This is a genomic window from Streptomyces sp. P9(2023), from assembly GCF_032436795.1.
Classification (GTDB): Bacteria; Actinomycetota; Actinomycetes; order Streptomycetales; family Streptomycetaceae; genus Streptomyces.
Window position 1 is genome coordinate 190931 of record NZ_JAUPWM010000004.1, and the last position, 22882, is coordinate 213812.

Consider the following 22882-nt stretch of genomic DNA (forward strand, 5'->3'; position numbering starts at 1 on the left):
CTGCCACGGCCCTCCTCATTCCGAGACACCCGGTCCAATGCGCGAGACGATTTCGTCCCAGTAGCCGGGCAGTGTCTGGAACGCCCCGATTCTTCCGTTGTGGTCGATACGGCCCGTCTGGTCGGTGAAGAAGATCGTCCCGGCGCCCTGCCAACGGGCGATCCGCATCGCCTCGTCGAGGTGGCTGCGCGGCACCCCGTGGACGAGGTGGACGAACTTCTCGGGCGGGTACTCGGCGGTCCACTCGGCCACCTGCGACCAGCGGTAGTCGGTCCACGGCCCGCAGAAGGTGACCAGCTGGTCGGCGGCCTCGGCATAGCCCGGGTAGGGATGGGCGCCGTGGCCGAGGACGAGGTGGGCCTCGCCGTCGAGCACCGCCTCCAGGGTGGCCGTGACGCGCCGCACCTCGGGCAGGTCGGCCCGGTCGGTGGGACAGCGGTCCAGGTAGAAGCCGTCGACCTTGTACCAGTCGAGGAAGCGGTGAGCGTCCGAGACGATCTCGCCGAAGTCGCGCGAGCCGTGCCGCAGATCCAGATGCCCCAGGACTCGCCCACCCGTCGCCCGACCACCGCCCCTCAACGACGAGCTTCGCTCGGCTGCCATGAACGCGTTCTTGAGCCGGCCCGCCGCCTCCAGACAGTGCGGGTCGGGCCGGTCCCCCGGCCCGTCGGCGACGTTGAGCACCGCCCAGTGCAGGGGCGTGCCGGGGCGGCTCAGTTCGGCCCATTCGACGGGGGCGAGCAGCGGGTGCGCGTAGCCGGGGACGCCGAACCCCATCTCCTGGACGGCTTCCGTCGTTCCTGTCGAGGTCAGATGCGGCATGCCGCCTCCATCCAGATGTCGGCGAGTGATTCCTCGAGGTTGATCCGGGGCCGCCAGCCGAGCCGGTCGCGGGCGGTGCGCACGTCGGCCTGCTGCCAGCTGCCGCAGCCGTCGGGGTACGGATAGGGCGCGGCGGCCAGCTGCTCGGCGATGGTCTCGGTGCGCGGGGCGCCGATGATCGGCCGCTGGGGCGGGCCGTCGAGCTCGTGCAGGGACCCGGCGTAACCGGCGACCCTGGCCAGGACGGCGGCGGCGTCACGGAGCTTGACGGCCCGTCCGGTGCCGATGTTGACGACGCCCTGGGCGGCGGAGAGCGAGGCGGCGTGGACGGCGCGGGCGACGTCCCGTACGTCGACGAAGTCGCGCTGCACGCCGAGGCCGCTGAGCTTGAGCTCGCCGTCGCCCGCCTGCATGGCGCGGCGCATCGCCTCGGCGAGCCGGCCGAGCGGGGAGCCGGCCGGGGTGCCGGGGCCGACCGGGGAGAAGACCCGCAGGACGACGGCGTCGAGCCCGGAGCCGAGGACGAGTTCGGTGGCGGCGAGCTTGGAGACGCCGTACGGGCCGCCGGGGCGGGGCACGGCGTCCTCCGCGGTGGAGGAGCCGGGCTGGGAGGGGCCGTACTCGGAGGCACAGCCGACCTGGACGAGCCGGGCGCCGCAGCCACTGCGGCGCAGCGCCTCGCAGACGGTGGCGACGGCGACGGTGTTGTGCCGGGTCAGGTCGCGGGCGCCGCCGCGGGTGGCGCCGGCGCAGTTGACGACGACTCCGGGGTGGACGGCGTCCAGGAAGCGGGTCAGCGCGCCGGGGCTGCCCCCGGCGAGGTCGAACCGTACGTCGGCGTCATCGCCCCGCCCGAGGGCGGTGAGGTGCACGGCCGGGTCGGCGAGCAGCCGGTCGGCGACGAAACGTCCGAGGAAGCCGTTGGCTCCGAGCAGCAGCACCCTCATCGTGCGGCCCCTTCGTGCCGACCGGCCGTTGCTGGGGGTAGGGAGGTCATGTCTCTTTCGTCTCCTTGGGATGGGGTCCTGCGCGAGAGGTGCGCCCGCGGCGTCGGCTCCGCGGGTGCGCCGGGGTTCAGTGGGTGGTGTGGGCCGGGGCGTGGGCCGAGGCCCGGGAGAGGGTGGCGGTGGCGTGGGCGAGGAGCCCGAGCGCCGCGGCGCCGCAGACGGCGGTCGGTACGGCTCCGGGGCCCCAGGTGTCGACGAGGGTCCGGACGGGGACGGCGAGGAGGTCGCAGCCGGGGACCCGGGCCGCGAGGACGCTCGCGAGGGCGAGTGCCTCGCCCGCGCAGGCCGCGGCGAGGCCGCCGGCGGCGGTCTCGGGGAAGCCGTGGACGGTGAGCAGCCGGGCGAGCAGGAGCAGGGTGCCGAGGGCGAGGGCGCCGGGGGCGAAGCCGGTCAGGCTCAGCAGGCCCGCGAGGGCCGCGAGATGGAGTGCGACGGTGGCGAGGAGCAGGGGGCGGGTACCCGCCGCGAAGTCCTCCAGGCCACGGCTGGCGCCGAGCCTGCGGCGGGCCCGGGCCGCGAAGAGCCGGGCGCACCAGGCGGCGGGGACCACGGCGAGCGCGAGGCCGAGGAGCGGGGCGGGGGTGACGGGCCAGGGGCCCTCGGGCCCGCCGGTGAGCGTCGCCCGGAGGAGACCGTCCCCGCCGAGCGCGTACGCGAGGAGCCAGAGGGTCCAGACGCGGGCGGCGGGGACGGTGCGGCCGGCGGCGCGCAGGGGGCCGCGCCGGACGGCGACGGCGAGCGCGGCGGCCAGGCCGAGGGCCCCGGCCACGCCGACGGCGAGGCGCACGGGCCCTTCGGTGAGCGCGAGTCCGATGACGGCGAGGGCGGTGACGGCGCCGGGCGCCAGGGCGGCCAGGGTCCACCCGGCCCACCCGGCGCGCGTCCCGTCCTCGTGCGCGGGGCGTGCGGGCGCCCCGTTTCCCCGCGGCACGCGCGCGTACAGCTCTTCGGCGAGCGAGAACACGTCCCGGTGCCGGAACCGCGCGGCGGTCCGGTCGGTCACGCCGTGCGCTTCGAGTCCGGCGGCGATCTCCAGCGGGTCGACGGCCTGCTCGCACAGCTCCCGGTGCCGGTGCATGAGCGCCTTGACGGGGTCGGCGGGCCCCCGCCGGCCCCCGCCCACTATCGGGCCGGCGTCGGAGGGGGCGGGGGTGGAGGGGGCGGGGGTGGGCTGGGCCGCCGGTGCGGGCGTCGGGGTGGGCAGAGGGATCGTGTCGGCGACCGCGTCCGACCGCAGGTCGAGGTCCGACGGCGGCACCGGACGCGCGGCGTCCGGTACGACGGACGGCGCGGGCACGGTCGGCGCTGGCACGGACGGCGCGGGCACGGACGGCGCGGGCACGGACGGCACAGGCACGGACGGCACAGGCACGGACGGCACAGGCACGGTCGGCGCTGGCACGGACGGCGCGGGCACGGACGGCACAGGCACGGTCGGCGCTGGCACGGACGGCGCGGGCACGGACGGCACAGGCCCCTCAGTCGCCGGCGCCGGTGCGGTCGGCTGGCCGTCCGTCGTCACGGAGACCGTCACGGCCACCGTCAACGCCGTCGTCTCGAGCAGCGTCTCCGAGTGGGAGTCCCGGGGGCCGGGGCTCAGGGGGGCGGCGGGGCCGCGCATGGGGGTGCCTCCTTCAGGCATCAGGGTCTCCTGCGGCGGCGCTCACGGGCTGGTCCGCCCAGGTGCCGGGGACGTACGCCTCCGCCGGGTGGGCGAAGGGGACGTCCTCGGCGGCACGGCGGCGCACCGGGGAGTGGGAGAGGAGTTCGAGGTACATGCCGCGGAACGCCGCGAGGTTCTGCTCGACGGTGAAGAGTTCGAGCGCGCGGGCCCGCGCCGCCGCCCCCAGCCGGTACCGGCGCTCGGGGTCGCGCAGCAGCGCCAGGCAGGCGTCCGCGAGCGCCCGGGGATTGCGCGGGGGTACGACGAGGCCGGTGCCGCCGATGACCTCGACGACCGCGCCGACGTCCGTCGAGACCGTGGCCCGCGCGCAGAACATCGCCTCGACCAGGCTGATCGGGAAGCCCTCGACGACGCTGGAAAGGACGACGACCGCGCCCGCCGCGTACGCCTCGGCGAGCGTCGGCGCCTCGGGCCCGCCGATCTCCTCGAAGGAGACCGGGTTCTCGCCGACGGCGTGCGCGCCGGGCGCCTCGTCCGGGAAGAGCTGGGCCGCGAGCGCCCTGCAGTGCGCCACGTACGCGTCCGCGCCCGGCTCGCGCACCGGCGCGGCGATGATCCGCAGCCGTACGTCGGGCTGGGCCCTGCGCACCTCGGCGAAGGCGTGCAGCAGGGCGATGAGGTCCTTGGCGGGTTCCACCCGGCCGACCCAGACGAGCGTCGCCGGGTCGCCGCTCTCCTCGTCCTCGCCGACCTCGGTGAACCGCTCGGACTCCATGCCGGGGTACACCGTGCGCAGCTTCGCCCGGTCCGCCCCGCACTTCTCCTGCCAGCGCCGGGCGTGCGTGTTGCCGGGGGTGAGGAGCGAGGCCTGCCGGTACACCTCGCCCGCGAGCCGGCCGTGGAAGGCGGCGAGCAGCGCGCGGACGGGGGCGGACCGGGGCGCTTCGCCGGTGGCGAGGTAGTGCGCGCGCAGCCGGACGCCGTACTCGGTGACCAGCAGCGGAGTACCGAAGAAGCGTTTGGCCAGAAGCCCGGGCAGCGCCGCCGATCCGCCGGAGGCGGCGTGGCAGAGGTCGACCGCGCCGAGGGCGTCGTCGCCGTACCAGTCGAGCGACAGCGGGCGCAGCGCGCGCTCCAGCTGGTCGACGACGTCGAGGTAGTCCGGGACGGTCGCGGCGGCCACGCCCCGGCGCGCGCCGGGCGCGTGGCAGGCGGACTCCAGGGTGCGGACGGCGAGTTCGGAGCGCAGGGCGGCGTAGAGGCCGCCGCGCTCACGGGCGAGTTCGGCGAGGCCGTAGAGCCCCTCGGCGAAGGCGCGCGCGCCGGTCGCGCCGTCCTCGGCGCAGACCCCGGTCACGAGGGCGCCGAAGTGCTCCGCGAACCACCGCCGTTCGCGCCGCCCGTAAGCCCGCCCGTCGCCCACCACCGCCCTTTCGACGAAGGCCTTCGGCCAGCCCCTCTTGCAGTCGTCCTCGGGGGCCCAGAGCGGGGCCGTACGGACGCTGGTCACCTGCGGGGGCAGTTCGAGCCGGCCGGCCTCCTCCTGGCGGGCGCTGCGGCTGAGGGCGTACACATCGAACTCGTGCGGCGTGAGCCCGCGCACGAGCCGGTCGCACCAGAGCCTGGACTCACCCGTGGCGTACGGGTAGCCACCCTCCGTAAGCAGTCCGATCCGCATGAGTGCACCCCCGATCTCGCTCGGCTGGCGGCCACCGTGGTCCGGCGACTCGCAGCGGGAAGAACGTAAGCGGATGCACGGGTGGCGCGATGGACGGTTGTCCGTCGCGCCACCGGAAGGGGTGAATGCACGTAACTTTCCCACCCGGATCGCGTTTCGTCGCGCTACGGGATGTTTCGCGTACGCAGAGTCATGCTGCGGCCACGGCAGGGCCGGGGAAAAGGGGTGCGCGAATTCCCGGCGAACGGCGAATACGTGAAGTCCCCGCCTCAGGAAGGGAATTCAGGCACGGAAATCCGTGGCCGACCGGCTTCGAATAGACGGGTGGCTCAACTCCCGGGATGCACCCAGGGGTTGGGACGGCACTCGATTCCGTCGATGTCCAGGGACTTGGTCTGCTGCTGCATCACCGGGGCCAGCGCGCCGGGCGTGCGGCAGCTGACGTGGCCGTGCCCGAGCCGGTGCCCGACCTCGTGGTTGATGAGCATCTGGCGGTAGGCGAACATCGCCCTGACGCCGAAGGTCTCCGCTCCCTGCGCCCAGCGGAAGGCATTGATCATGACCCGGTTGGTGGCCGCGGAGTCGCAGGAGACGTTGTCGACGGTGATGTCCAGACCGGACTTCGCGCACCACGTGCCGGTGATGCCGGGGCTGGCGAGCGTGACCACGAACTCCGGGTCTCCGCTGGAGATCCGCTCGAACGTCATGGCGCCCTGACCGGCCCAGCTCCGCTCGTCGTTGAGGGTCTTCTGCACGGCCTGCGCGAAGAGCTTGGCGTCGAGCCCGAGCCCCTTCTCGACGTCGACCCGGTAGCGGATCTTGCGCCCCTTGCCCGGGGCCCTGTCGAAGCCGGGTACGGCCTCGAACTCGCCCGAAGCGGTGAGCTTGGGGTCGATCGGGAACTGGCGGGCCATCAGCTGCTCGTACGTGGGCGGCTTGGCGGGCGCGGCGGGCGCCGGGGACACGGGCTTGGGCCGGGTCTCGGAGCGCGAGGCATCGCCGTTCTCGGCGGCACGGTCGGTGGGCCCTCCGGCCGAGCGGGTGACGGAGGCACTGATGTCCCGGTCGGCGACCTGACCGGCCACGACGACGGCGAGGACGGTGGTGACGGCGGCGGCCGCGATGCCGGTGAAGGTCCGTCCCTTGCCGCCGGTCTTGGCGGGCGCCTCCTCCGGGAGGGACTCGGCAAGGTCCTCGGCGTCGCTCTCGCGGCGCGGACCGGGGATGAACGGCGGGGGCGCGTCGGCGGTCTCGGCGGGACCGTGCCGGCGCCTGCCCTGCCGGTCGCCGTAGTGGTCGGGCCGCGGCGCGGTCTCGGTGTGTTCGGGATGCCCGCCCCGTACGGATGCGTCGGCGGGGGCGGTGTAGACGGGGGTGCCGTGCATCGGCGTGTCCCAGACGGGACGCCCGGCGGGAGCGGGCCGCCGCTGTCCGTACGTACTCGGCGGCTGTCCGTAGGCGCCCGTGCCCTGCGTGTATCCGGTCCGCTGCCCCTGCGGTGCGGCGACGTACCTGCCCTGCGCGTACGGGTCGGGCCTGGCCTGCCCGTAGGGGTCCGGCCTGTCCTGTTGTCCGTACGGGTCCGGCCTGGCCTGTCCGTAGGGGTCGGGGCCGGCCTGTCCGTACGGGTCCGGCCGGTGGGTCTCCGGGGCGCCCGGTGCGCGCCTGCGGCGCCCCGACCCCGTCCCCGCCCCGGTCGCTTCCCGCCCCTGGCCCGGTTCTCGCCCCTGCCCCACGTCGGCGGGGGGAGCGGGCACGGAGCCCTTGCGACTATGTCGTCCCACGCCCCGGATCAGCTCCCGCCACTGTCGTCTGTACTGCGTTCGTTGGCTTCGATCAGTTCCCGTACGGCCTGGGCGACCGTCTCGGGGTACTCCATCATGGCCACGTGTCCGGCGTCCGGGAGGGTCAGGAGACGTGAGCCGCGGAACGCGGCGGCCGCCCTGCGGGCCATCCGGTACGAGACGAGCTGGTCACGGCCGCCGTACACGAGCAGCGTGGGCGCGAGCACCCGTTCCGCCTGTCGCCACAGTCCGTGCTGGCCGCCGAGCGTGTACGCGTCGACGATGCCGCGCGAGGAGCGGGCCATGGCGTCCCAGAAGTACGGGAGGTCGAGGCGCCGTTCCATCTCCTCCACGGCGTGTCGCAGGCCCTCCTCGGAGACCCGGCCGGGGTCCCCGTAACAGAGCGAGAGCACCCCCCGGACGCGCTGCTCCGGCGTCCAGTCCCTGCTCAGCCGCTGGAAGAGGGGCGCCACGCCCGGCAGGGCGAACAGCGCCGTCGGCCAGGCGCTGCGCTGGACGCGCAGCTCGGGCAGGGCCGGGGAGATCAGGGTGAGCGTGCGGACCAGGTCGGGGCGGACGGCGGCGACCCGGGTGGAGACGGCGCCGCCGAGCGAGTTGCCGATCAGGTGGACCGGGCCGCCGACGGCGGCGTCGAGCAGTCGGATGACCGCCCGGGCGTGTCCGGTGACCGAGTAGTTGCCGTCGTCGGGCGGCGGGGAGTCGCCGAAGCCCGGCAGGTCGACGGACTCGCCGTCGACGAGGTCCGCGAGCAGCGGCATCAGGGCCGACCAGTTCTGCGACGAGCCGCCGAGGCCGTGGACGTAGAGCGCGGGCGGCAGTCCCGGCCGCCGGCCGGGCCGGGCGCGCACGGTGAGCGTGAGCCCGGGCAGCGCGACGGAGCGCAGCTCCTCGCCGTCGGCGACCCGTACGGCGCGGATGCGCGACGAGTGCGGCGCGGCGGCGGCGGTCCGGGTCTCCGGAAGCTCGGTCGACGACATGGCCGCAATATTACGAGACGATCACGCGGCGGCGCGTGTGTGTGGCGTCACAGGCTCGGGTGCGCCGCGCGGGGTGTGCTCCTACGCTCGTAGTGAGGGCCATCGGAGCGGTCCCGCATGCCGGAAGGAATCGCATGACTGTCGATCCGACCGAGCCGAACACATTCGCCGAGGAAGAGGACGTCGTGCTCGACGAGGAAATCCCTGAGGCCGACGCGGCCGAGCAGCGCAAGGAACTTCAGCAGCGTGAGGATGAGCCGCACACCCATCTCGAACGGGACTCGGCGAACGAGGCGGACTCCTCCGAACAGGCGCGCGTGGTCGCGCTCGACGAAGACGACTACCGCTGATTTGTTCGGTTTAACGTTGAATCGCCTATCGCTCTCGGCGTCCGGTCCGTGAAATTCTGCGTCCGCACCGCGCACAGCCGGGTTACCCAAAAGTACGATGGCGGGCGCGGCGCCACAGCGCGCATGGATCGATTTTTGGGAGGCGGCGTGACAGCCATCGAGCAGACAGAGGCAGCACGCCCTCGGGGCACGCGCCTGCCGCGCCGAGCCCGACGGAACCAGCTCCTCGGGGCGGCCCAGGAGGTGTTCGTCGCCCAGGGGTACCACTCCGCCGCGATGGACGACATCGCCGAGCGTGCGGGCGTCAGCAAGCCGGTGCTCTACCAGCACTTCCCGGGCAAGCTGGAGCTCTACCTGGCCCTGCTCGACCAGCACTGCGAGGCACTGCTGCAGGCCGTCCGCACCGCGCTGGCGTCGACGAGCGACAACAAGCTCCGGGTCGAGGCCACGATGGACGCGTACTTCGCGTACGTGGAGGACGAGGGCGGCGCGTTCCGGCTCGTCTTCGAGTCCGACCTCACCAACGAGCCCGCCGTGCGCGAGCGGGTGGACCGGGTGAGCCTGCAGTGCGCCGAGGCGATCTCCGACGTCATCGCCGAGGACACCGGCCTGTCGAAGGACGAGTCCATGCTGCTCGCGGTGGGCCTGGGCGGTGTCTCCCAGGTCGTGGCGCGGTACTGGCTCTCCAGCGAGTCCGCCATCCCCCGCGACAAGGCGGTGGCGCTGCTGACGTCGCTGGCGTGGCGCGGTATCGCGGGCTTCCCGCTGCACCCGACGGACGGGCAGCCGGTCGAGGGGCAGTAGCCGCTCCGCCGCTGTTCGCTCCTGAGCTGTTCGCTCCTGGCGTTCCGCCGGTACGCCGTGCGGGTGCCCCCGCCGGGCTAATGTGTGCAGCGTACGGCGCGCGAGGCGCGCAACGCTGACCGTTCGGAGGGACATAGCCGTGGAGGTCAAGATCGGCGTGCAGCACGCACCCCGGGAGATCGTTCTGGAGAGCGGGCAGTCCGCCGAGGAGGTCGAGAGCGCCGTGGCCGACGCGCTGGCCGGCAAGGCGCAGCTGCTCAGCCTCACGGACGAGAAGGGCCGCAAGGTCCTGATCCCGGCCGAGAAGATCGCGTACGTGGAGATCGGCGAGCCGGCGGTGCGCCGGGTGGGCTTCGGCGCGCTCTGAGGCGTACGGCACGTAGACATGGGTGAAGGGCCCGGCGGATTCGTTCCGCCGGGCCCTTCGTCCGTCCGGGTGGGTTTCGTATCTGCGCGGGCGTGTGGGGACGGGACGAAGGTGCAGGTGAGGCGGGCGGGGAGGATTGCGTGTGAGTCGGCCCGGGTAGGACCGCCTACGACCGCACTGCCCGCCCCGCACCGCACGCGAGGTGATCCCGTGTTCCTGGAAGCTCTCGGCTCGGCCCTGCTCGGATTCGCCCTGGCCTGGGCCGCCGTGCACCGGCTGCCCGACCGCCTCCCCGCACGCGCGGTCGTCCTCACGACCGGCACGCTCGGGGCCGTCTTCGGCGCCCTGGTGACCCACGGCGCACTCGGCCCGGGCCACGCCCTGTCGACGCTCGCGGGCGCGGTGGCGATCTCAGCGGTCCTGCTCTCGCTCCTGATCCGCCCGGCCTCCCGCCTACGCCGATCAGCGGCGGCGTGAGCAGCGCCTCAACCAACGACCGCCCGACGCGCGGCCGGTCCCGGGGTACGGGGGCCATGTGCGGAAGGCGCCCGCAAGGGCGCCGTCCCGTGTGCCCACCCTCACCCAGACTTCGTCCGGGGGGACCGCCACCGCCCCAGCGGGACGATTGCCCACACGTACTCCGTTACGCCGCCAGGCCCAGCGCAGCCATCCGCTTCGTGTGCGCCTCCGTGATCCGGGAGAACATCCGCCCCACCTCAGCCAGGTCGAAGCCCGCCGCCATGCCGTCGACCCCGCCCACGAGCATCGTGGAGAGCGCGTCGCGCTCGGCGACGACCCGCTGGGCCTGGGAGAGCGCCTCGCCCATCAGGCGGCGCGCCCACAGCGCGAGCCGGCCACCCACCCGCGGGTCCGCCTCGATCGCGGCGCGCACCTTCTCCACGGCGAAGTTGCCGTGGCCGGTGTCGTCCAGGACCGCGAGCACGAGCCCGCGCGTGTCGGAGTCGAGCCGGGCCGCGACCTCCCGGTAGAAGTCGCTCGCGATGGAGTCGCCGACGTAGGCCTTAACCAGGCCCTCCAGCCAGTCCGACGGAGCGGTCTGCCGGTGGAAGTCGTCCAGCGCCTTGGCGAACGGCTCCATCGCCGCCGTCGGCTCCTCGTCCACCGCGGCCAGCCGGTCCCGCAGCTGCTCGAAGTGGTGGAACTCGGCGGAGGCCATCTTCGCCAGCTCAGCCTTGTCCGCAAGGGTCGGCGCCAGCTTGGCGTCCTCGGCGAGCCGCTCGAAGGCCGCCAGCTCGCCGTAGGCCAGCGCGCCGAGCAGATCGACGACCGCCGCGCGGTACTGCGGCTGGGCGGAAGCGGTGGCCCAGTCCTGGGCGGCGATCCCGGTGAGGGGCTCTTCGGCGGGCGTGGCGTTGTCAGGCGTCTCCATGAAGCGCACAATAGCCCGCTCCCCGGCGGGCTCAAGGCCCTGGTCAGTCACTGTGACCGCGCCCTCATCACCAATTCTCCCAACACACATGCGCGAATCCGGGGTACAGTGGTAAAGCGCCTGCTGAGTATGCGGACAAGTTTTCGCACGTTCGGACGTACTCGGTGGGCCGACTCATGAATGAGGATGCCCGGTCGGTGGCCCGACTGGCTCCGACCCGCAAACCCTCCCCGCGCACCCGCAGGAGGGACCCTCAGCGGCACGACGCTCGAGCGACGGCAGTGGTCCCGCGCCACCCGGCTGTGATCCATTCGTCGATCCGGCCGGAAGCGAATCGGCACGGTACGACCCCCAGCGTTCGCCTCGCGCCGCGTCTCACAGAAGAGGCAGCACCCTGACTACGACTTTCCGAGAGCTCGGGATCCTTCCCGAGACGGCCGAGGCGCTCGAAGCCGTCGGCATCGTGAGCCCCTTTCCCATCCAGGAGATGACCCTTCCGGTCGCCCTTTCCGGCACCGACGTCATCGGCCAGGCCAAGACCGGCACCGGCAAGACCCTCGGTTTCGGTCTGCCGCTCCTGGAGCGCGTCACCGTCCCCGCGGACGTCGAGGCCGGCCGGCGCAAGCCCGAGCAGCTGACCGACGCCCCGCAGGCCCTGGTCGTCGTCCCCACCCGCGAGCTGTGCACCCAGGTCACCAACGACCTGCTGACCGCCGGCAAGGTCCGTAACGTCCGCGTGCTCGCCATCTACGGCGGCCGGGCGTACGAGCCCCAGGTCGAGGCGCTCAAGAAGGGCGTCGACGTCATCGTCGGCACCCCGGGCCGTCTGCTCGACCTGGCGGGCCAGCGCAAGCTGGACCTGTCCCACGTCAAGGCCCTCGTCCTCGACGAGGCCGACGAGATGCTCGACCTGGGCTTCCTGCCCGACGTCGAGAAGATCATGAACATGCTTCCGGCGAAGCGTCAGACCATGCTGTTCTCGGCCACCATGCCGGGCGCGGTCATCGGTCTCGCCCGCCGCTACATGTCGCAGCCGACGCACATCCGCGCCACCTCGCCCGACGGCGAGGGCGTGACCGTCGCCAACATCAAGCAGCACGTCTTCCGCGCGCACTCGATGGACAAGCCGGAGATGGTCTCCCGCATCCTGCAGGCCAACGGCCGCGGGCTCGCGATGATCTTCTGCCGTACGAAGCGCACGGCGGCCGACATCGCCGAGCAGCTGCAGCGTCGCGGCTTCGCCTCCGGCGCGGTCCACGGCGACCTCGGCCAGGGCGCTCGCGAGCAGGCGCTGCGCGCCTTCCGCAACGGCAAGGTCGACGTGCTGGTCTGCACCGATGTCGCCGCGCGCGGTATCGACGTCGAGGGCGTCACGCACGTCATCAACTACCAGTCGCCCGAGGACGAGAAGACGTTCCTCCACCGCGTGGGCCGCACCGGCCGCGCGGGCAACAAGGGCACGGCCGTGACCCTGGTCGACTGGGACGACATCCCGCGCTGGCAGCTCATCAACAAGGCGCTCGGCCTTGACTTCCACGAGCCGGTCGAGACGTACTCCAGCTCCCCGCACCTGTACGAGGAGCTGGACATCCCGGCGGGCACCAAGGGTGTCCTGCCCCGCGCCGAGCGGACCCGCGCGGGTCTGGGCGCGGAGGAGCTCGAGGACCTGGGCGAGCCCGGCGGCCGTGGTGGCCGTGGCGGCCGTGGCGCCAAGCAGGCCGCCCCGGCGGCCGAGGAGGCCCCGGCCCGTACGCGCACCCCGCGCCAGCGTCGCCGTACGCGTGGCGGTTCCGCCGAGGAGACGGCTGTCACCACCACGGCAGCCGCCGCTCCGGTGACGGAGGACGTGTCGGCGGAGCCGCGCACCCCGCGCCGCCGTCGCCGCACCCGTGCGACGGGCGCGTCTAGCGTTCCGGTCGTCGAGACCGCCGCTGCCCCGGTCGCGGAGGCCCCGGTCGCCGTGGCTCCGGTCGCCGTCGCTCCGGTCGCGGTCGCCGTCGTCGCTCCGCGCGCCGAGCAGGCCAAGCCGGTCGCCGCCAAGCCGGTGACCAGGGCCGCCAAGGCTCCTGAGGCCGTCGAGGCCCCGAAGGCCCCGCGCCGCCGCCGTGCGCGCGTCGTGAAGCCCGAGGACACGGTGTCCTTCCAGACCGTGGAGACGGCGGCCGCCGCCCTCGCCGCGGCCACGCCGGTCACCGTCGCCGAGCCGGTCGCCGCCGTCGCGGTCACCGAGCCGGTCGTCGAGGAGCCCAAGAAGGCCCCCCGCCGCCGTACGACGAAGAAGGCCGCCGCTGCCGAGGTCGTCGAGGCCGCCCCCGTGGCCGCCGAGTCGGTCGAGACGGTCGAGACGGTCGTCGAGGAGCCGAAGAAGGCTCCCCGCCGCCGCACCGCCAAGAAGGCCGTCGCCGTCGAGACCGCCGAGGCCACCACCGAGGCACCGGCCGTCGAGGCCGCCGCCGAGGAGGCCCCGAAGGCCCCGCGCCGCCGCACGGCCAAGAAGGCCGTCGCCGCCGTCGCCGAGGCCCCGGACGCCTCGGAGCCGAAGGCCGCGCCCCGTCGCCGTACGACCAAGAAGGCGGCCGCCGCTCCCGCGGAGGCCACCGCCGCGGCCGAGGCGGCCGAGGCCCCCAAGGCCCCGCGTCGCCGTACGACGAAGAAGGCCGCCGCGCAGCCCGAGAGCTGACGCGAGGTCGCACCTTCCGATGGCCCGGTCCCTCCCCAGGGGCCGGGCCGCGGTGCTTCCCGGCCCCCGCCGAACAGCGGTTACAGTCCCTCTATGAGCAAGCCCCGGTCCCTGGCGCTGCCACCGCGCACCCGTGCCTACCGGCTGAGCACCACGCGCGGCGACTTCGCCGTCCTGGACGCCGCGCCCGAGGGCGAGACCCGCGGCACGGTGCTGCTGCTGCCCGGCTACACCGGCAGCAAGGAGGACTTCCTCGCCCTGCTCGGCCCGCTCGGCGAGCAGGGCTACCGCGCGGTGGCCGTCGACGGGCGCGGCCAGCACGAGACCCCGGGGCCGCGTGGCCGGCGCGCGTACAGCCGCCGGGCGCTCGCCCTGGACGTGGTGGCGCAGGCGGCGGTGCTGGGCGACGGTCCCGTACATCTGCTCGGCCACTCCTTCGGCGGCCTGGTGGCCCGTGCGGCCGCCGAGCTCGCACCCCCCGCGTTCCGCTCGCTGACGCTGCTCTCCTCGGGCCCCGGCCGGGTCGCGCGCCCGCAGCGGGTCAGGGTCCTGGCGCTGCGCGGCGCACTCGCCGTGCTGCCCAAGGAGCGGGTCTGGCTGGCGACCCGCTGGCTGGACAGCCGCGGCGAGGAGCCGGGGGCGGCCGACCCGCCGGAGATCGTACGGTTCCTGCGGCGGCGCTGGATGCGCACCCGGATCGCCCAACTCGCGGGCGCCGGGCGGCTGTTGCTGCGCGATCCGGACGGTACGGCACGGCTGGCCGCGCTGCCGCTGCCGGTGCACATCGCGTACGGCGCGGAGGAGATGGTCTGGCCGGTGCACGGTCTTGCCGCGGCGGCGGCGAGCCTGGGCGCGCACCACACGGTGGTCGCGGGCGCGGGCCACTCCCCCAACGTCTCGCACCCGGAGGAACTGGCGGCACGCCTTGCCGCGTTCTGGACCCACGCCGACGAAACGCGGACCCAGGCGCTGCCTCGCTAGAACGGCGAGAGCTGCGACAACTGCTAGAACCGCGAGAACTGCTAGAACCGCGCCTGCAGGTGTTGCCAGAACCCGTCGCGCAGCGCCCGGCGCAGGGCGGCGTGGCCGCGCAGCGACCGGCCGAGGAGCTTCTCGGCCTCGACGAGGAGGTCCTGGTCGACCGGTCCGGGCAGGTAGGGGTGGCCGGGGAGCAGCTCGGCCATGGCATTGCGGCCCTTCTCGGTGAGCCACATCTCGGCGATCCGGGCGCCGATGAAGCGGACCTCGTCGCGTGAGGGCGGGGGCTCGCCGTCGTTCTCGTACGTCGTGACGGGCCGTCGGGTGACGTAGGGGCGACAGAAGTCGAGGTCGTAGGTGCGCCGGCTGTCGACCTCCCAGAGCAGCGGCTCGGCCTGGTTGCGTCCGTCGGCGGCCTCGATGCCCCAGAGGTGGACGCGGGCCCCGTAGCCCTGGGCGGCCTCGACGGCCGGGACGAGGTCCTCGTCGCCGCCGACCAGTACGGCGTCGCTGATGGCGCGGTGGCGGGCGAGGGACTCCAGGTCGGAGCGGATGAGGGAGTCGACGCCCTTCTGCTGGTTGTTGGCGTTGAGGTTGCCGAGCCGGACCTTGACATCGGGGAGTTCGGCGATGGACTGGTGCTCGGGGGTATGGATGCGGCGGCGTGCGCCGTCGTACCAGTAGACGCGCAGCAGGCGGCTGTCGGCGAAGATCGTGCGGGCCTTGTCGATGAAGGCCTCGATCAGCCCCCCGGCGTCGAGCTCGAAGGAGCGGCGGTCCTCGGTGCCCGCGACCAGCAATCCGGCCGCAGCATAGACGTAACCCGCGTCGACGAAGATGGCGTGGGTCGAGGGGGTCTTCGCCACTTCGGCCAGCATCCGCCGGAGGAGCTCATTGGTGAGCTCCAGGCGGGCCTGCAGCGCGTGGACGGGGTCGCCTGGCGGCGTCGGGGGTGCCTCTGCGTCGTTCATACGGGGCTCATTCTCCGCCGCTCGCACGGCTCCCGCCAACGTCCCACCTCGCCTAGTAGTTAGCCATCCGAAAAATTTCCTTAGCGTAGGGAATGTTTGCAGGATGCATCTCGTTGGACCAGTACGTAACACGCACCGCAGTTCTCCAACAGGAGGATCAACTCCAGACGAAGGGAGAAGCCCATGCGCTTCGAAATCCTGCGACTCGACGACATCGACGGCACGCCCGTCGACCGGACCGTCGTGGACGCCGCCTCCGTCAACCGGATCGTGCAGCAGGCCGCCTCGATCGGCCAGCGCATCTGGATCCGCCCGGCCGACAGTACGGCCTCGTAACGCGTACGAGCCCGAACGCACCGCGCCCCCGCATGGACTCCGTCGACCGGAATCCGTACGGGGGCGCAGTGGCGTCCGGGGCGGCGCTTACGCCCCCTGGATGACCTGGGTGACGCCGTTGATGATCTGCTGCACCGCGATGGCGGACAGCATCATGCCGGCGAGCCGGGTCACGAGGACGACGCCGCCGTCCTTGATGACGCGGATGATCAGCAGCGAGTAGCGCATGGTCAGCCAGAGCACGACGTGCATGGCGACGATCGCGGCCCAGACGGAGACCTGCGCGTCGGCGCCCTCGGCGTGCTGCACGGCGAGGATCACGGACACGATCGCACCGGGCCCGGCGAGCAGGGGCATGCCCAGGGGGACGAGGGCGACGTTGACGTCCTTGGTCTGCTTGGGCTCGTCGGTCTTGCCGGTGAGCAGGTCGAGCGCGATGAGCAGGAGCAGCAGACCGCCGGCGATCATCAGGGCGGGTACGGAGACGTGGAGATAGGCGAGGATCTGCTGCCCGAGGATCCCGAAGACGGTGATGACCCCGAACGCGACGGCAACGGCCTGCCAGGCCATCCGCCGCTGCACCTTGGCGGGACGGCCGGAGGTGAGCGCGAGGAAGATCGGGGTGATCCCCGGGGGATCCATGATCACGAACAGGGTCAGAAACAGCGAGCCGAATACGGCGACGTCGAACACGGTGTGCCTTGCGATGAGGGGTGTACGAGGGTGGGTGAAGCGGCGGGGGATGCGGGCGGCCCGTAGGGGCCCGGGCGGGCGCCTACGGGCCGCCCGGGCGCCAGGGGTCCCGGAAGGGCCCTGCCAGGGCTCAGGTCCACACGGCCCGGGGCCGTGCGACCCGCCACCTAGCGGCGCCCGGTTTCCCGGGCCGGCACCGCCTTCGCGTCCCGTAGGGGCTCCGGCGGAGGCCGGATATTCAGGCGGAAGCGGGAGGACGACGGAAAGCGGCGCCGGAGCGGGTTCCCCGCAGGGAGCCGAGACAGCCGGCAGGCCGTGCACGGGCCGGAACCCCGCCTCCCCGGAGGGAAGCCGTGGCGGCCGCCAGGACCGACGTGGGACGAACCCCGCCTCCCGTAAGGGAGCCGTGGGCGGGCCCGACCCCGACCTCCCCGTAGGGATGCCGTGGCGGGTGGCAGGACCCGTACGGGCCGGGAGCCCCGTAAGGGGGTAGGGCGCATAGGCCCTAGGCGGGTCCGCCTGTGCCGGGGACCGGGAAGGCGCCGGTGGCTCGGCGGGTGATCTCGCCGTAGATCTCGGGGTCCGTCGTGTACTCGCCGAGCACGCACGTCTTACGGCTGCCGTGGTAGTCGCTCGACCCGGTCGTGAGGAGCCCCAGCTCCTTCGCCAGGCCCCGCAGCCGCGCCCGCGTCGCCTCGTCGTGGTCCATGTGGTCGACCTCGATGCCGTCGAGGCCCGCCTCCGCGAGGCGCGCGATCGCCGCCTCCGGGACGACCTCGCCGCGCTTGACCGCGAGCGGGTGCGCGAAGACCGTGACCCCGCCGGCCGCCTTGACCAGCCGGACCGCGTCGAACGGGTCGAGCTCGTGCTTCTCCACGTACGCCCGTCCGCCGTTCGCCAGCCACTCGGGCGTGAACGCCCCGGACACGTCCGGTACGACCCCGAGCTCGACCAGCGCCTCCGCCACGTGCGGGCGGCCGATCGAGCCGTCCCCGGCGATCCGGGCGACCTGGACCCAGGTGACCGGGACACCGAGCAACTGGAGCTTGCCGACCATCGCCCGCGCGCGCGGCACCCGGTCGTCCCTGACGAGCTCGCGCTCGGTGGCCAGCGCCGGCTCCTCGGGGTCGAAGAGGTACGCGAGCATGTGCAGGCCGACGCCGTCGAGGCGGCAGGACAGCTCGGCGCCGGTGACGAGGGTCAGCCCCTCGGGCACCGCGCCGATCGCCTCCGCGTAGCCGCGCGTGGTGTCGTGGTCCGTGAGGGCGACGACGTCAAGCCCGGCGGCGGCCGCGTTGCGGACCAGCTCGGCCGGGGTGTCCGTACCGTCCGACGCCGTGGAGTGGGTGTGCAGGTCGATGCGCACGACGCGTTGCTCCAGGGTCAAGGAGGGGCGGACAAGGGGACGCTCCAGCATAACGGGCGAATCACACCCACTCGGCCCGCGCGCCCCCTACACCCCCTACGTCATCCCCTACGGCGGCACTACGTCAGCAGACGCGGTGTCAGCGCCCCGCACGGCAGCAGTTCGACCTCCGCGCCCGCGTCCCGCAGGTCCGTCAGGACCAGCTCGTCGTACATCAGCAGCCCCGACTGCTCCGGCCAGACGATCGCCCACAGCCACAGCCCCCGCGCCTCGCCCGCGAAGACCGCCCGGTCCTCCGGGGTGCCGTTCACATGCCAGAGCGGCGTCGGGCGGCCGGCCGCGAGGACCTTGGTCTGCGCGGGCTTGTCGATGGACAGGCCGTTTCCGGGGTCGGGGCCGTCGAGGCCGGCGTACCGCGCGCCGAGTCCGACGCCCAGCTCCTCGGCCACGAGCAGCAGCTCTCCGATCCCGCCGAGCGGCCCCGGCCCCGAGCAGGCGACGGCCGTCGCGCGCCCGCCGCTGCGGTCGTCACCGGCGTACGCGACCCCGGTGAAGAGCCATCCGACGGGCAGGGGCCACGGCATCCAGACCGGCACCTGGGCCCGGTGTGTGACGACACCGAGGGCCTCGACGCTGGGCGGGATCACGGGCTGCAGCGGGTGCACCGGGCCATGCACGGCGCACTGCCAGGAGTCGGCAAAAAGACCGGGCGCCCTGACCCGGCCACCGCACCTCGGGCAACTGGGTTCGCCCCTCATAGAGCCCAACGGTCCTACCCCTCCGCGCCCGCGTCAAGGACGATCACCCGTCCGGACCGACCAGTTCACCCCGAGTGGTAGATACAACGGGCAACCAACCGCGCAACCGAGGGACCCCGCCGTCAGTCCAGGGTCACCGAACGCCGCAGCGGATCGCGCAGGTCCGTGCCGTTGGCGAGCCAGCGCTCCTCCAGCGCCTGCGCCCCGTGCACCCGCTTCCACGCCGCCTCGTTGGACGTCATCGGCAGCAGCGGCAGGAACCGGACCGGCTCCATAGTCCCGCCCGTCGCCCGACCACCACCCCTCAAGGAGTCGCTTCGCGACATCGCCTCATTCAGATCCAGGTCCTCCACCAGCCCGCCCGACTCCGCCACGAGCACCGAGCTGAACGGCGCCCCCGGCCAGAGCGGTTCGCCGACGTCGAGCGAGGCGCCGGCGGCCACGACCACGCCCTCGACCTGAGGCGTCGAGGCGAGGACGGCGAGCGGCCGCAGCACCTTGTCGGTGTCGGCGAGCCCGGCCCGTACCGAAAGCACCAACTCCGCGCGCGGGCCCTTCACCGGGTCGGCGAGCGCCGCCGTCGGGTCGGTCATCGGGTACGCGGACATGCCGAGGGTCGCGTACCGCACGACATCGCCGTCGAGGAAGCGGAGCACCTCGATCCGATCCGTGCCGAGAAACGTCACCGCGGCGCGCGCGTCCGGTTCACCGAGCGCCGAACGCAGCCGGGCCTCGACCAGAGCAAGAACTTCTCCCATGCGGCGAGCATAAAGCCCGTAGGAAACGGGCAAAGAAAGGGATTGGCCCTCTGTCGGCTGATAGTCTTGGCCGCTGGTCGGTACTCCCGACCACTCGTCATCCCCCAAGGGGGACCGGCTGGAGGAGGTGGGGCTGCGTGGATCGAAGTCGATCGGGCAGTACCAACCGCTCTTCCGCCCCGCACCTGAGCCCGGTGCGTTCTCCCCGGTGATCTGAGGCCTTCCGCACCCGGTCCGCCCACCGTCACCCGGCATCTCGCACGACGGAAGAGCACTTCGCCTTTGCCTGTCTGTAGCGAACGCCGTCACCGCGATCCCGCGGTGCCGCCCGCTTTGTGGACGATGTAGCTCCACGTCCTCATTCCGGGCTGTGCCACGTCTCGCCGACGGCTTCTCCGTGAAGGAGCATGCCAAATGTCGATGATCCGTGACCTGCGCGCCGCGGTCCGCCCCTCCCTGCGCACCTCCCTGCGCAAGCCCACCGCCGCCGGTGCCTCGCCGTACGCCAACTACGACGCGACCCGCGACCCGTCCGCCTCCAGCGCCGTCGTCGACTGCGCCGTCTACCGTGACGGCCGCCGCGTGGACGACCGTGCCTGCCTCACGCCGCGCGGCGCGATGGCCCAGGTGCGGGAGAGCGGCGGCTTCGCCTGGATCGGTCTGCACGAGCCGACCGAGGCCGAATTCGCCGGTATCGCCGCCGAGTTCGGGCTGCACCCGCTCGCCGTCGAGGACGCCGTCCACGCCCACCAGCGACCGAAGCTGGAGCGGTACGACGACACCCTCTTCACCGTCTTCAAGACGATCCACTACGTCGAGCACGCCGAGCTCACCGCGACCAGCGAGGTCGTGGAGACCGGTGAGGTGATGTGCTTCACCGGCCCCGACTTCGTCATCACCGTCCGGCACGGCGGCCAGGGTTCGCTGCGCAACCTCCGGCACCGCCTCCAGGGCGAGCCCGAACTGCTGAGCAAGGGCCCCTCGGCCGTTCTGCACGCCATCTCCGACCACGTCGTCGACGGCTACATCGCGGTCGCCGACGCCGTCGAACTCGACATCGACCAGATCGAGATCGACGTCTTCTCACCGCCGGCGAAGGGCTCCACGCGCGGTACGGACACCGGGCGGATCTACCAGCTCAAGCGTGAGGTACTGGAGTTCAAGCGGGCGGTCACCCCGCTGATGCGGCCGATGCAGCTGCTGTCCGAGCGCCCGATGCGGCTGGTGGACCCGGACATCCAGAAGTACTTCCGTGATGTCGCCGACCACCTCGCGCGCGTGCAGGAGCAGGTCGTCGGCTTCGACGAGCTGCTCAACTCGATCCTCCAGGCCAACCTGGCGCAGGCGACCGTCACGCAGAACGAGGACATGCGCAAGATCACGTCCTGGGCGGCCATCATCGCCGTCCCGACGGCGGTCTGCGGTGTGTACGGGATGAACTTCGACTACATGCCGGAACTGGAGTGGAAGTACGGGTACCCGATGGTGCTCGTCGGCATCACGACCATCTGTTTCGCCATCCACCGCACCCTCAAGCGCAACGGCTGGCTCTAGACGGCTCCCGATAGGCTGCTGGCCATGACTGACACGCCGCTCGGGCCCGCCCTCGTCGAGGAGGCCACGAAGAAGTCCGGCCTCATCTGGGTCCGGGGCGACGCCCCCGCGGCGCGGGCGCTGTGGCACGTCTGGCACGCGGGCGCGGCGCACGTCGTCGGCGACGGTCCGGGCGAGCAGCCGCTCCCGGGGCTCGTCGCGGGTGCGACGGCCGAGGTCACGGTCCGCAGCAAGGACAAGGGCGGCCGGATCGTCGCCTGGACGGCGGCAGTCTCCGAACTCGCTCCCGGTACGGAGGAGTGGGACGCGGCGGTCGCCGAGCTGAAGGGCAAGCGGCTGAACGCGACGGACGGCGAGGCCATGCCGGACCGGTGGGCGCGCGAGTGCCGGGTGCTCCGGCTCGCTCCGCTCGACTCCACGACCGAGCTTCCGACGGGCTCGCTCGCGGCGGCCCCCCAGGCCTCCGACGCGATCACCCGCCGCCCGATCCCGGCCGGCCTCCCGCGCCTGCTGTTCAAGCGCCGCCGCAAGGGCTGAGCCCTCACCCGCACGCAACCGCACCCCCCAGCGCCCCACGCCTCGCCCTGTGGACCGGCGCGCCTTCGGCGTGCGCATAGTCCGTTCCTGATGGAACCTGACCAGAAAGACACGCATCTGCTCATATGACAGGCGATTTACTTCAGTTCGGGACAGGGCGTTCATGACGAATCTCAACGAGGAGCGCCGAAGGTGGCGTTGGAATTCAGCCACCTCCGTGGCGACGGCCGTCTGTCTGGCCGTCGTCGGCGCGGCAGGCGTCTGGCTGGCGGGCGGCGACCCGCAGGCCGCCTCGCAGGGGTCCTCGCAGGGCTCCTCGCGCGACGCGGGCGGCAACGCGGCCCCCGCCGCCTCCGACACCCCGGGGAAGCCCACCCCTGACCCGGACGCCCGCCCGTTCACCCTGGTCGCGACCGGCGACGTCATCCCTTACCCGTCGATCATCCAGCGGGCCGCCATGGACGCCGAGGGCGGCGGCAGCCACGACTTCCGGAAGATACTCGCGGGCGTCAAGCCCATCGTCTCCGGCGCCGACCTGGCGATATGCCACCACGAGATCCCCTACGGGAAGCCCGGCGGCCCCTACACCGGCTACCCCACCTTCAAGGCCCCCCACCAGCTCGCCGACGCCCTCAAGGAGACCGGTTACGAGGGCTGCTCGACGGCTTCGAACCACACCCTGGACGCCGGCTTCGAAGGCCTGACCCGGACCCTCGACGGGCTCGACCGGGTCGGCCTGAAGCACGTCGGTTCGGCGCGCGACGCCGAGGAGGCGAAGGCCCCCGCCTGGTACACGGCCGGCGGAGCGAAGGTCGCGCAGCTCTCGTACACGTACGGGACGAACGGCATCCCGCTCCCCCAGGGCAAGCCCTGGGCGGTCAACCTGACCGACCAGCGGCGGATCATCGACGACGCGCGGGCCGCCCGGGAGGCGGGCGCTCAGGTGGTCCTGCTCAGCATCCACTGGGGCACCGAGTGGCAGGAGGCCCCGGACGAGGCGCAGCGCGAGCTGGCGCAGGCCCTGACGGCCTCCCGTACGGACGGCCTGCCCGACATCGACCTGGTCATCGGGACGCACAACCACGTGCCGCAGCCGTACGAGAAGGTCAACGGCACCTGGGTGGTCTACGGCATGGGCGACCAGGTCGCCAGTTTCGTCCCGTCCGACAAGCTGCGCGGCAACATGTCCTCGATCCCGCGCTTCACCTTCGGGCCGTCCACGGAGCACCCGGGCCGGTGGACGGTGACGAAGGCCGAGTACCTCACCCAGTACTCCGACATGAGCCCGCCGTTCCGGGTCGTGTGCGCGTCGTGCGAGGCGCCGGCCGGCAAGAAGGCGCGGTACGCGGCGGTCGACGCCCGCGTCACCGAGGCCGTCATGTCCCGTGGCGCCGGCGCCCAGGGGCTGACCCGCGCCACGAAGTAGC

The 22882-nt window shown here is 73.0% G+C and carries 22 protein-coding genes; 10 read left to right on the plus strand and 12 right to left on the minus strand.

Translation table 11 applies throughout. The features are described from left to right. Positions 1–15 precede the first annotated feature (15 nt). The 6 genes from Q5762_RS08020 to Q5762_RS08045 form a co-directional block, all read right to left on the minus strand. Complete coding sequence (locus Q5762_RS08020; RefSeq protein ID WP_315891293.1) at positions 16–822, minus strand: spherulation-specific family 4 protein; 807 nt, start codon at positions 820–822, stop codon at positions 16–18. Beyond that, positions 810–1769 carry an NAD-dependent epimerase/dehydratase gene (locus Q5762_RS08025; RefSeq protein ID WP_315891294.1) on the minus strand — a complete coding sequence of 320 codons (960 nt, stop codon included), beginning with the start codon at positions 1767–1769 and terminating at the stop codon, positions 810–812. Before Q5762_RS08025 ends, Q5762_RS08020 begins: the two co-directional genes overlap by 13 nt. A 127-nt stretch (positions 1770–1896) precedes the next feature. Beyond that, on the minus strand, positions 1897–3066 hold the full coding sequence (locus Q5762_RS08030; protein WP_399494754.1) for a hypothetical protein: 1170 nt from the start codon (positions 3064–3066) through the stop codon (positions 1897–1899). Between the two features lie 397 nt (positions 3067–3463). Next, positions 3464–5131 (minus strand): DUF3492 domain-containing protein, encoded by a 1668-nt coding sequence (locus Q5762_RS08035; RefSeq protein ID WP_315891296.1) that lies wholly within the window; start codon positions 5129–5131, stop codon positions 3464–3466. 329 nt (positions 5132–5460) lie between these two features. Continuing rightward, positions 5461–6915: a DUF3152 domain-containing protein gene (locus Q5762_RS08040; protein WP_315891297.1), complete on the minus strand. Its 1455-nt coding sequence runs from the start codon at positions 6913–6915 to the stop codon at positions 5461–5463. 8 nt (positions 6916–6923) lie between these two features. Then, on the minus strand, positions 6924–7913 hold the full coding sequence (locus tag Q5762_RS08045; protein ID WP_315891298.1) for an alpha/beta hydrolase: 990 nt from the start codon (positions 7911–7913) through the stop codon (positions 6924–6926). Between the two features lie 134 nt (positions 7914–8047). Between Q5762_RS08045 and Q5762_RS08050 the strand changes: the two genes are divergently transcribed. From Q5762_RS08050 to Q5762_RS08065, 4 genes are all read left to right on the plus strand, one after another. After that, a complete protein-coding gene (locus tag Q5762_RS08050) occupies positions 8048–8263 on the plus strand; it encodes a hypothetical protein (protein WP_315891299.1) in 216 nt (71 codons plus the stop codon). A gap of 147 nt (positions 8264–8410) precedes the next feature. Further along, complete coding sequence (locus tag Q5762_RS08055; protein WP_315891300.1) at positions 8411–9067, plus strand: TetR/AcrR family transcriptional regulator; 657 nt, start codon at positions 8411–8413, stop codon at positions 9065–9067. Between the two features lie 139 nt (positions 9068–9206). Continuing rightward, positions 9207–9434 carry a DUF3107 domain-containing protein gene (locus tag Q5762_RS08060; protein ID WP_260229006.1) on the plus strand — a complete coding sequence of 76 codons (228 nt, stop codon included), beginning with the start codon at positions 9207–9209 and terminating at the stop codon, positions 9432–9434. A gap of 210 nt (positions 9435–9644) precedes the next feature. Beyond that, positions 9645–9911 (plus strand): hypothetical protein, encoded by a 267-nt coding sequence (locus Q5762_RS08065; protein ID WP_315891301.1) that lies wholly within the window; start codon positions 9645–9647, stop codon positions 9909–9911. Positions 9912–10077: 166 nt separating this feature from the next. On the opposite strand, the gene Q5762_RS08070 is transcribed toward Q5762_RS08065, so the two are convergent. Continuing rightward, positions 10078–10824, minus strand: coding sequence for a ferritin-like fold-containing protein (locus Q5762_RS08070; RefSeq protein WP_315891302.1), 747 nt, complete (start codon positions 10822–10824; stop codon positions 10078–10080). 487 nt (positions 10825–11311) lie between these two features. Between Q5762_RS08070 and Q5762_RS08075 the strand changes: the two genes are divergently transcribed. Together Q5762_RS08075 and Q5762_RS08080 are read left to right on the plus strand one after the other, a co-directional pair. Beyond that, positions 11312–13504, plus strand: coding sequence for a DEAD/DEAH box helicase (locus Q5762_RS08075; protein ID WP_315891303.1), 2193 nt, complete (start codon positions 11312–11314; stop codon positions 13502–13504). 93 nt (positions 13505–13597) lie between these two features. After that, positions 13598–14485, plus strand: a complete 888-nt coding sequence (locus Q5762_RS08080) for an alpha/beta hydrolase (protein WP_315891304.1) — start codon at positions 13598–13600, stop codon at positions 14483–14485. 41 nt (positions 14486–14526) lie between these two features. On the opposite strand, the gene Q5762_RS08085 is transcribed toward Q5762_RS08080, so the two are convergent. After that, on the minus strand, positions 14527–15453 hold the full coding sequence (locus Q5762_RS08085; RefSeq protein ID WP_315891305.1) for an NYN domain-containing protein: 927 nt from the start codon (positions 15451–15453) through the stop codon (positions 14527–14529). A gap of 183 nt (positions 15454–15636) precedes the next feature. Between Q5762_RS08085 and Q5762_RS08090 the strand changes: the two genes are divergently transcribed. Then, the gene (locus tag Q5762_RS08090; RefSeq protein WP_315891306.1) at positions 15637–15789 is read left to right on the plus strand and encodes a hypothetical protein; all 153 of its coding nucleotides are present in this window, start codon (positions 15637–15639) and stop codon (positions 15787–15789) included. 87 nt (positions 15790–15876) lie between these two features. Here Q5762_RS08090 and Q5762_RS08095 read toward each other — a convergent pair whose 3' ends face one another. The 4 genes from Q5762_RS08095 to Q5762_RS08110 all read right to left on the minus strand — a co-directional run bounded on the left by Q5762_RS08095 (position 15877) and on the right by Q5762_RS08110 (position 19364). Then, positions 15877–16482, minus strand: a complete 606-nt coding sequence (locus Q5762_RS08095; RefSeq protein ID WP_315891307.1) for a MarC family protein — start codon at positions 16480–16482, stop codon at positions 15877–15879. A 505-nt stretch (positions 16483–16987) separates the two neighbouring features. Beyond that, positions 16988–17848, minus strand: a complete 861-nt coding sequence (locus Q5762_RS08100) for a PHP domain-containing protein (protein WP_315891308.1) — start codon at positions 17846–17848, stop codon at positions 16988–16990. Between the two features lie 119 nt (positions 17849–17967). Beyond that, the gene (locus Q5762_RS08105; protein WP_315891309.1) at positions 17968–18606 is read right to left on the minus strand and encodes a DUF6758 family protein; all 639 of its coding nucleotides are present in this window, start codon (positions 18604–18606) and stop codon (positions 17968–17970) included. Positions 18607–18728: 122 nt separating this feature from the next. After that, complete coding sequence (locus tag Q5762_RS08110) at positions 18729–19364, minus strand: suppressor of fused domain protein (protein ID WP_315891310.1); 636 nt, start codon at positions 19362–19364, stop codon at positions 18729–18731. Positions 19365–19778: 414 nt separating this feature from the next. On the opposite strand from Q5762_RS08110, the gene Q5762_RS08115 reads away from it, so the two are divergent. From Q5762_RS08115 to Q5762_RS08125, 3 genes are all read left to right on the plus strand, one after another. After that, a complete protein-coding gene (locus Q5762_RS08115; protein ID WP_315891311.1) occupies positions 19779–20918 on the plus strand; it encodes a magnesium and cobalt transport protein CorA in 1140 nt (379 codons plus the stop codon). Between the two features lie 24 nt (positions 20919–20942). Next, positions 20943–21455: a hypothetical protein gene (locus Q5762_RS08120; RefSeq protein WP_315891312.1), complete on the plus strand. Its 513-nt coding sequence runs from the start codon at positions 20943–20945 to the stop codon at positions 21453–21455. A 163-nt stretch (positions 21456–21618) separates the two neighbouring features. After that, positions 21619–22881 carry a CapA family protein gene (locus Q5762_RS08125; RefSeq protein WP_315891313.1) on the plus strand — a complete coding sequence of 421 codons (1263 nt, stop codon included), beginning with the start codon at positions 21619–21621 and terminating at the stop codon, positions 22879–22881. Position 22882: the final 1 nt, after the last annotated feature.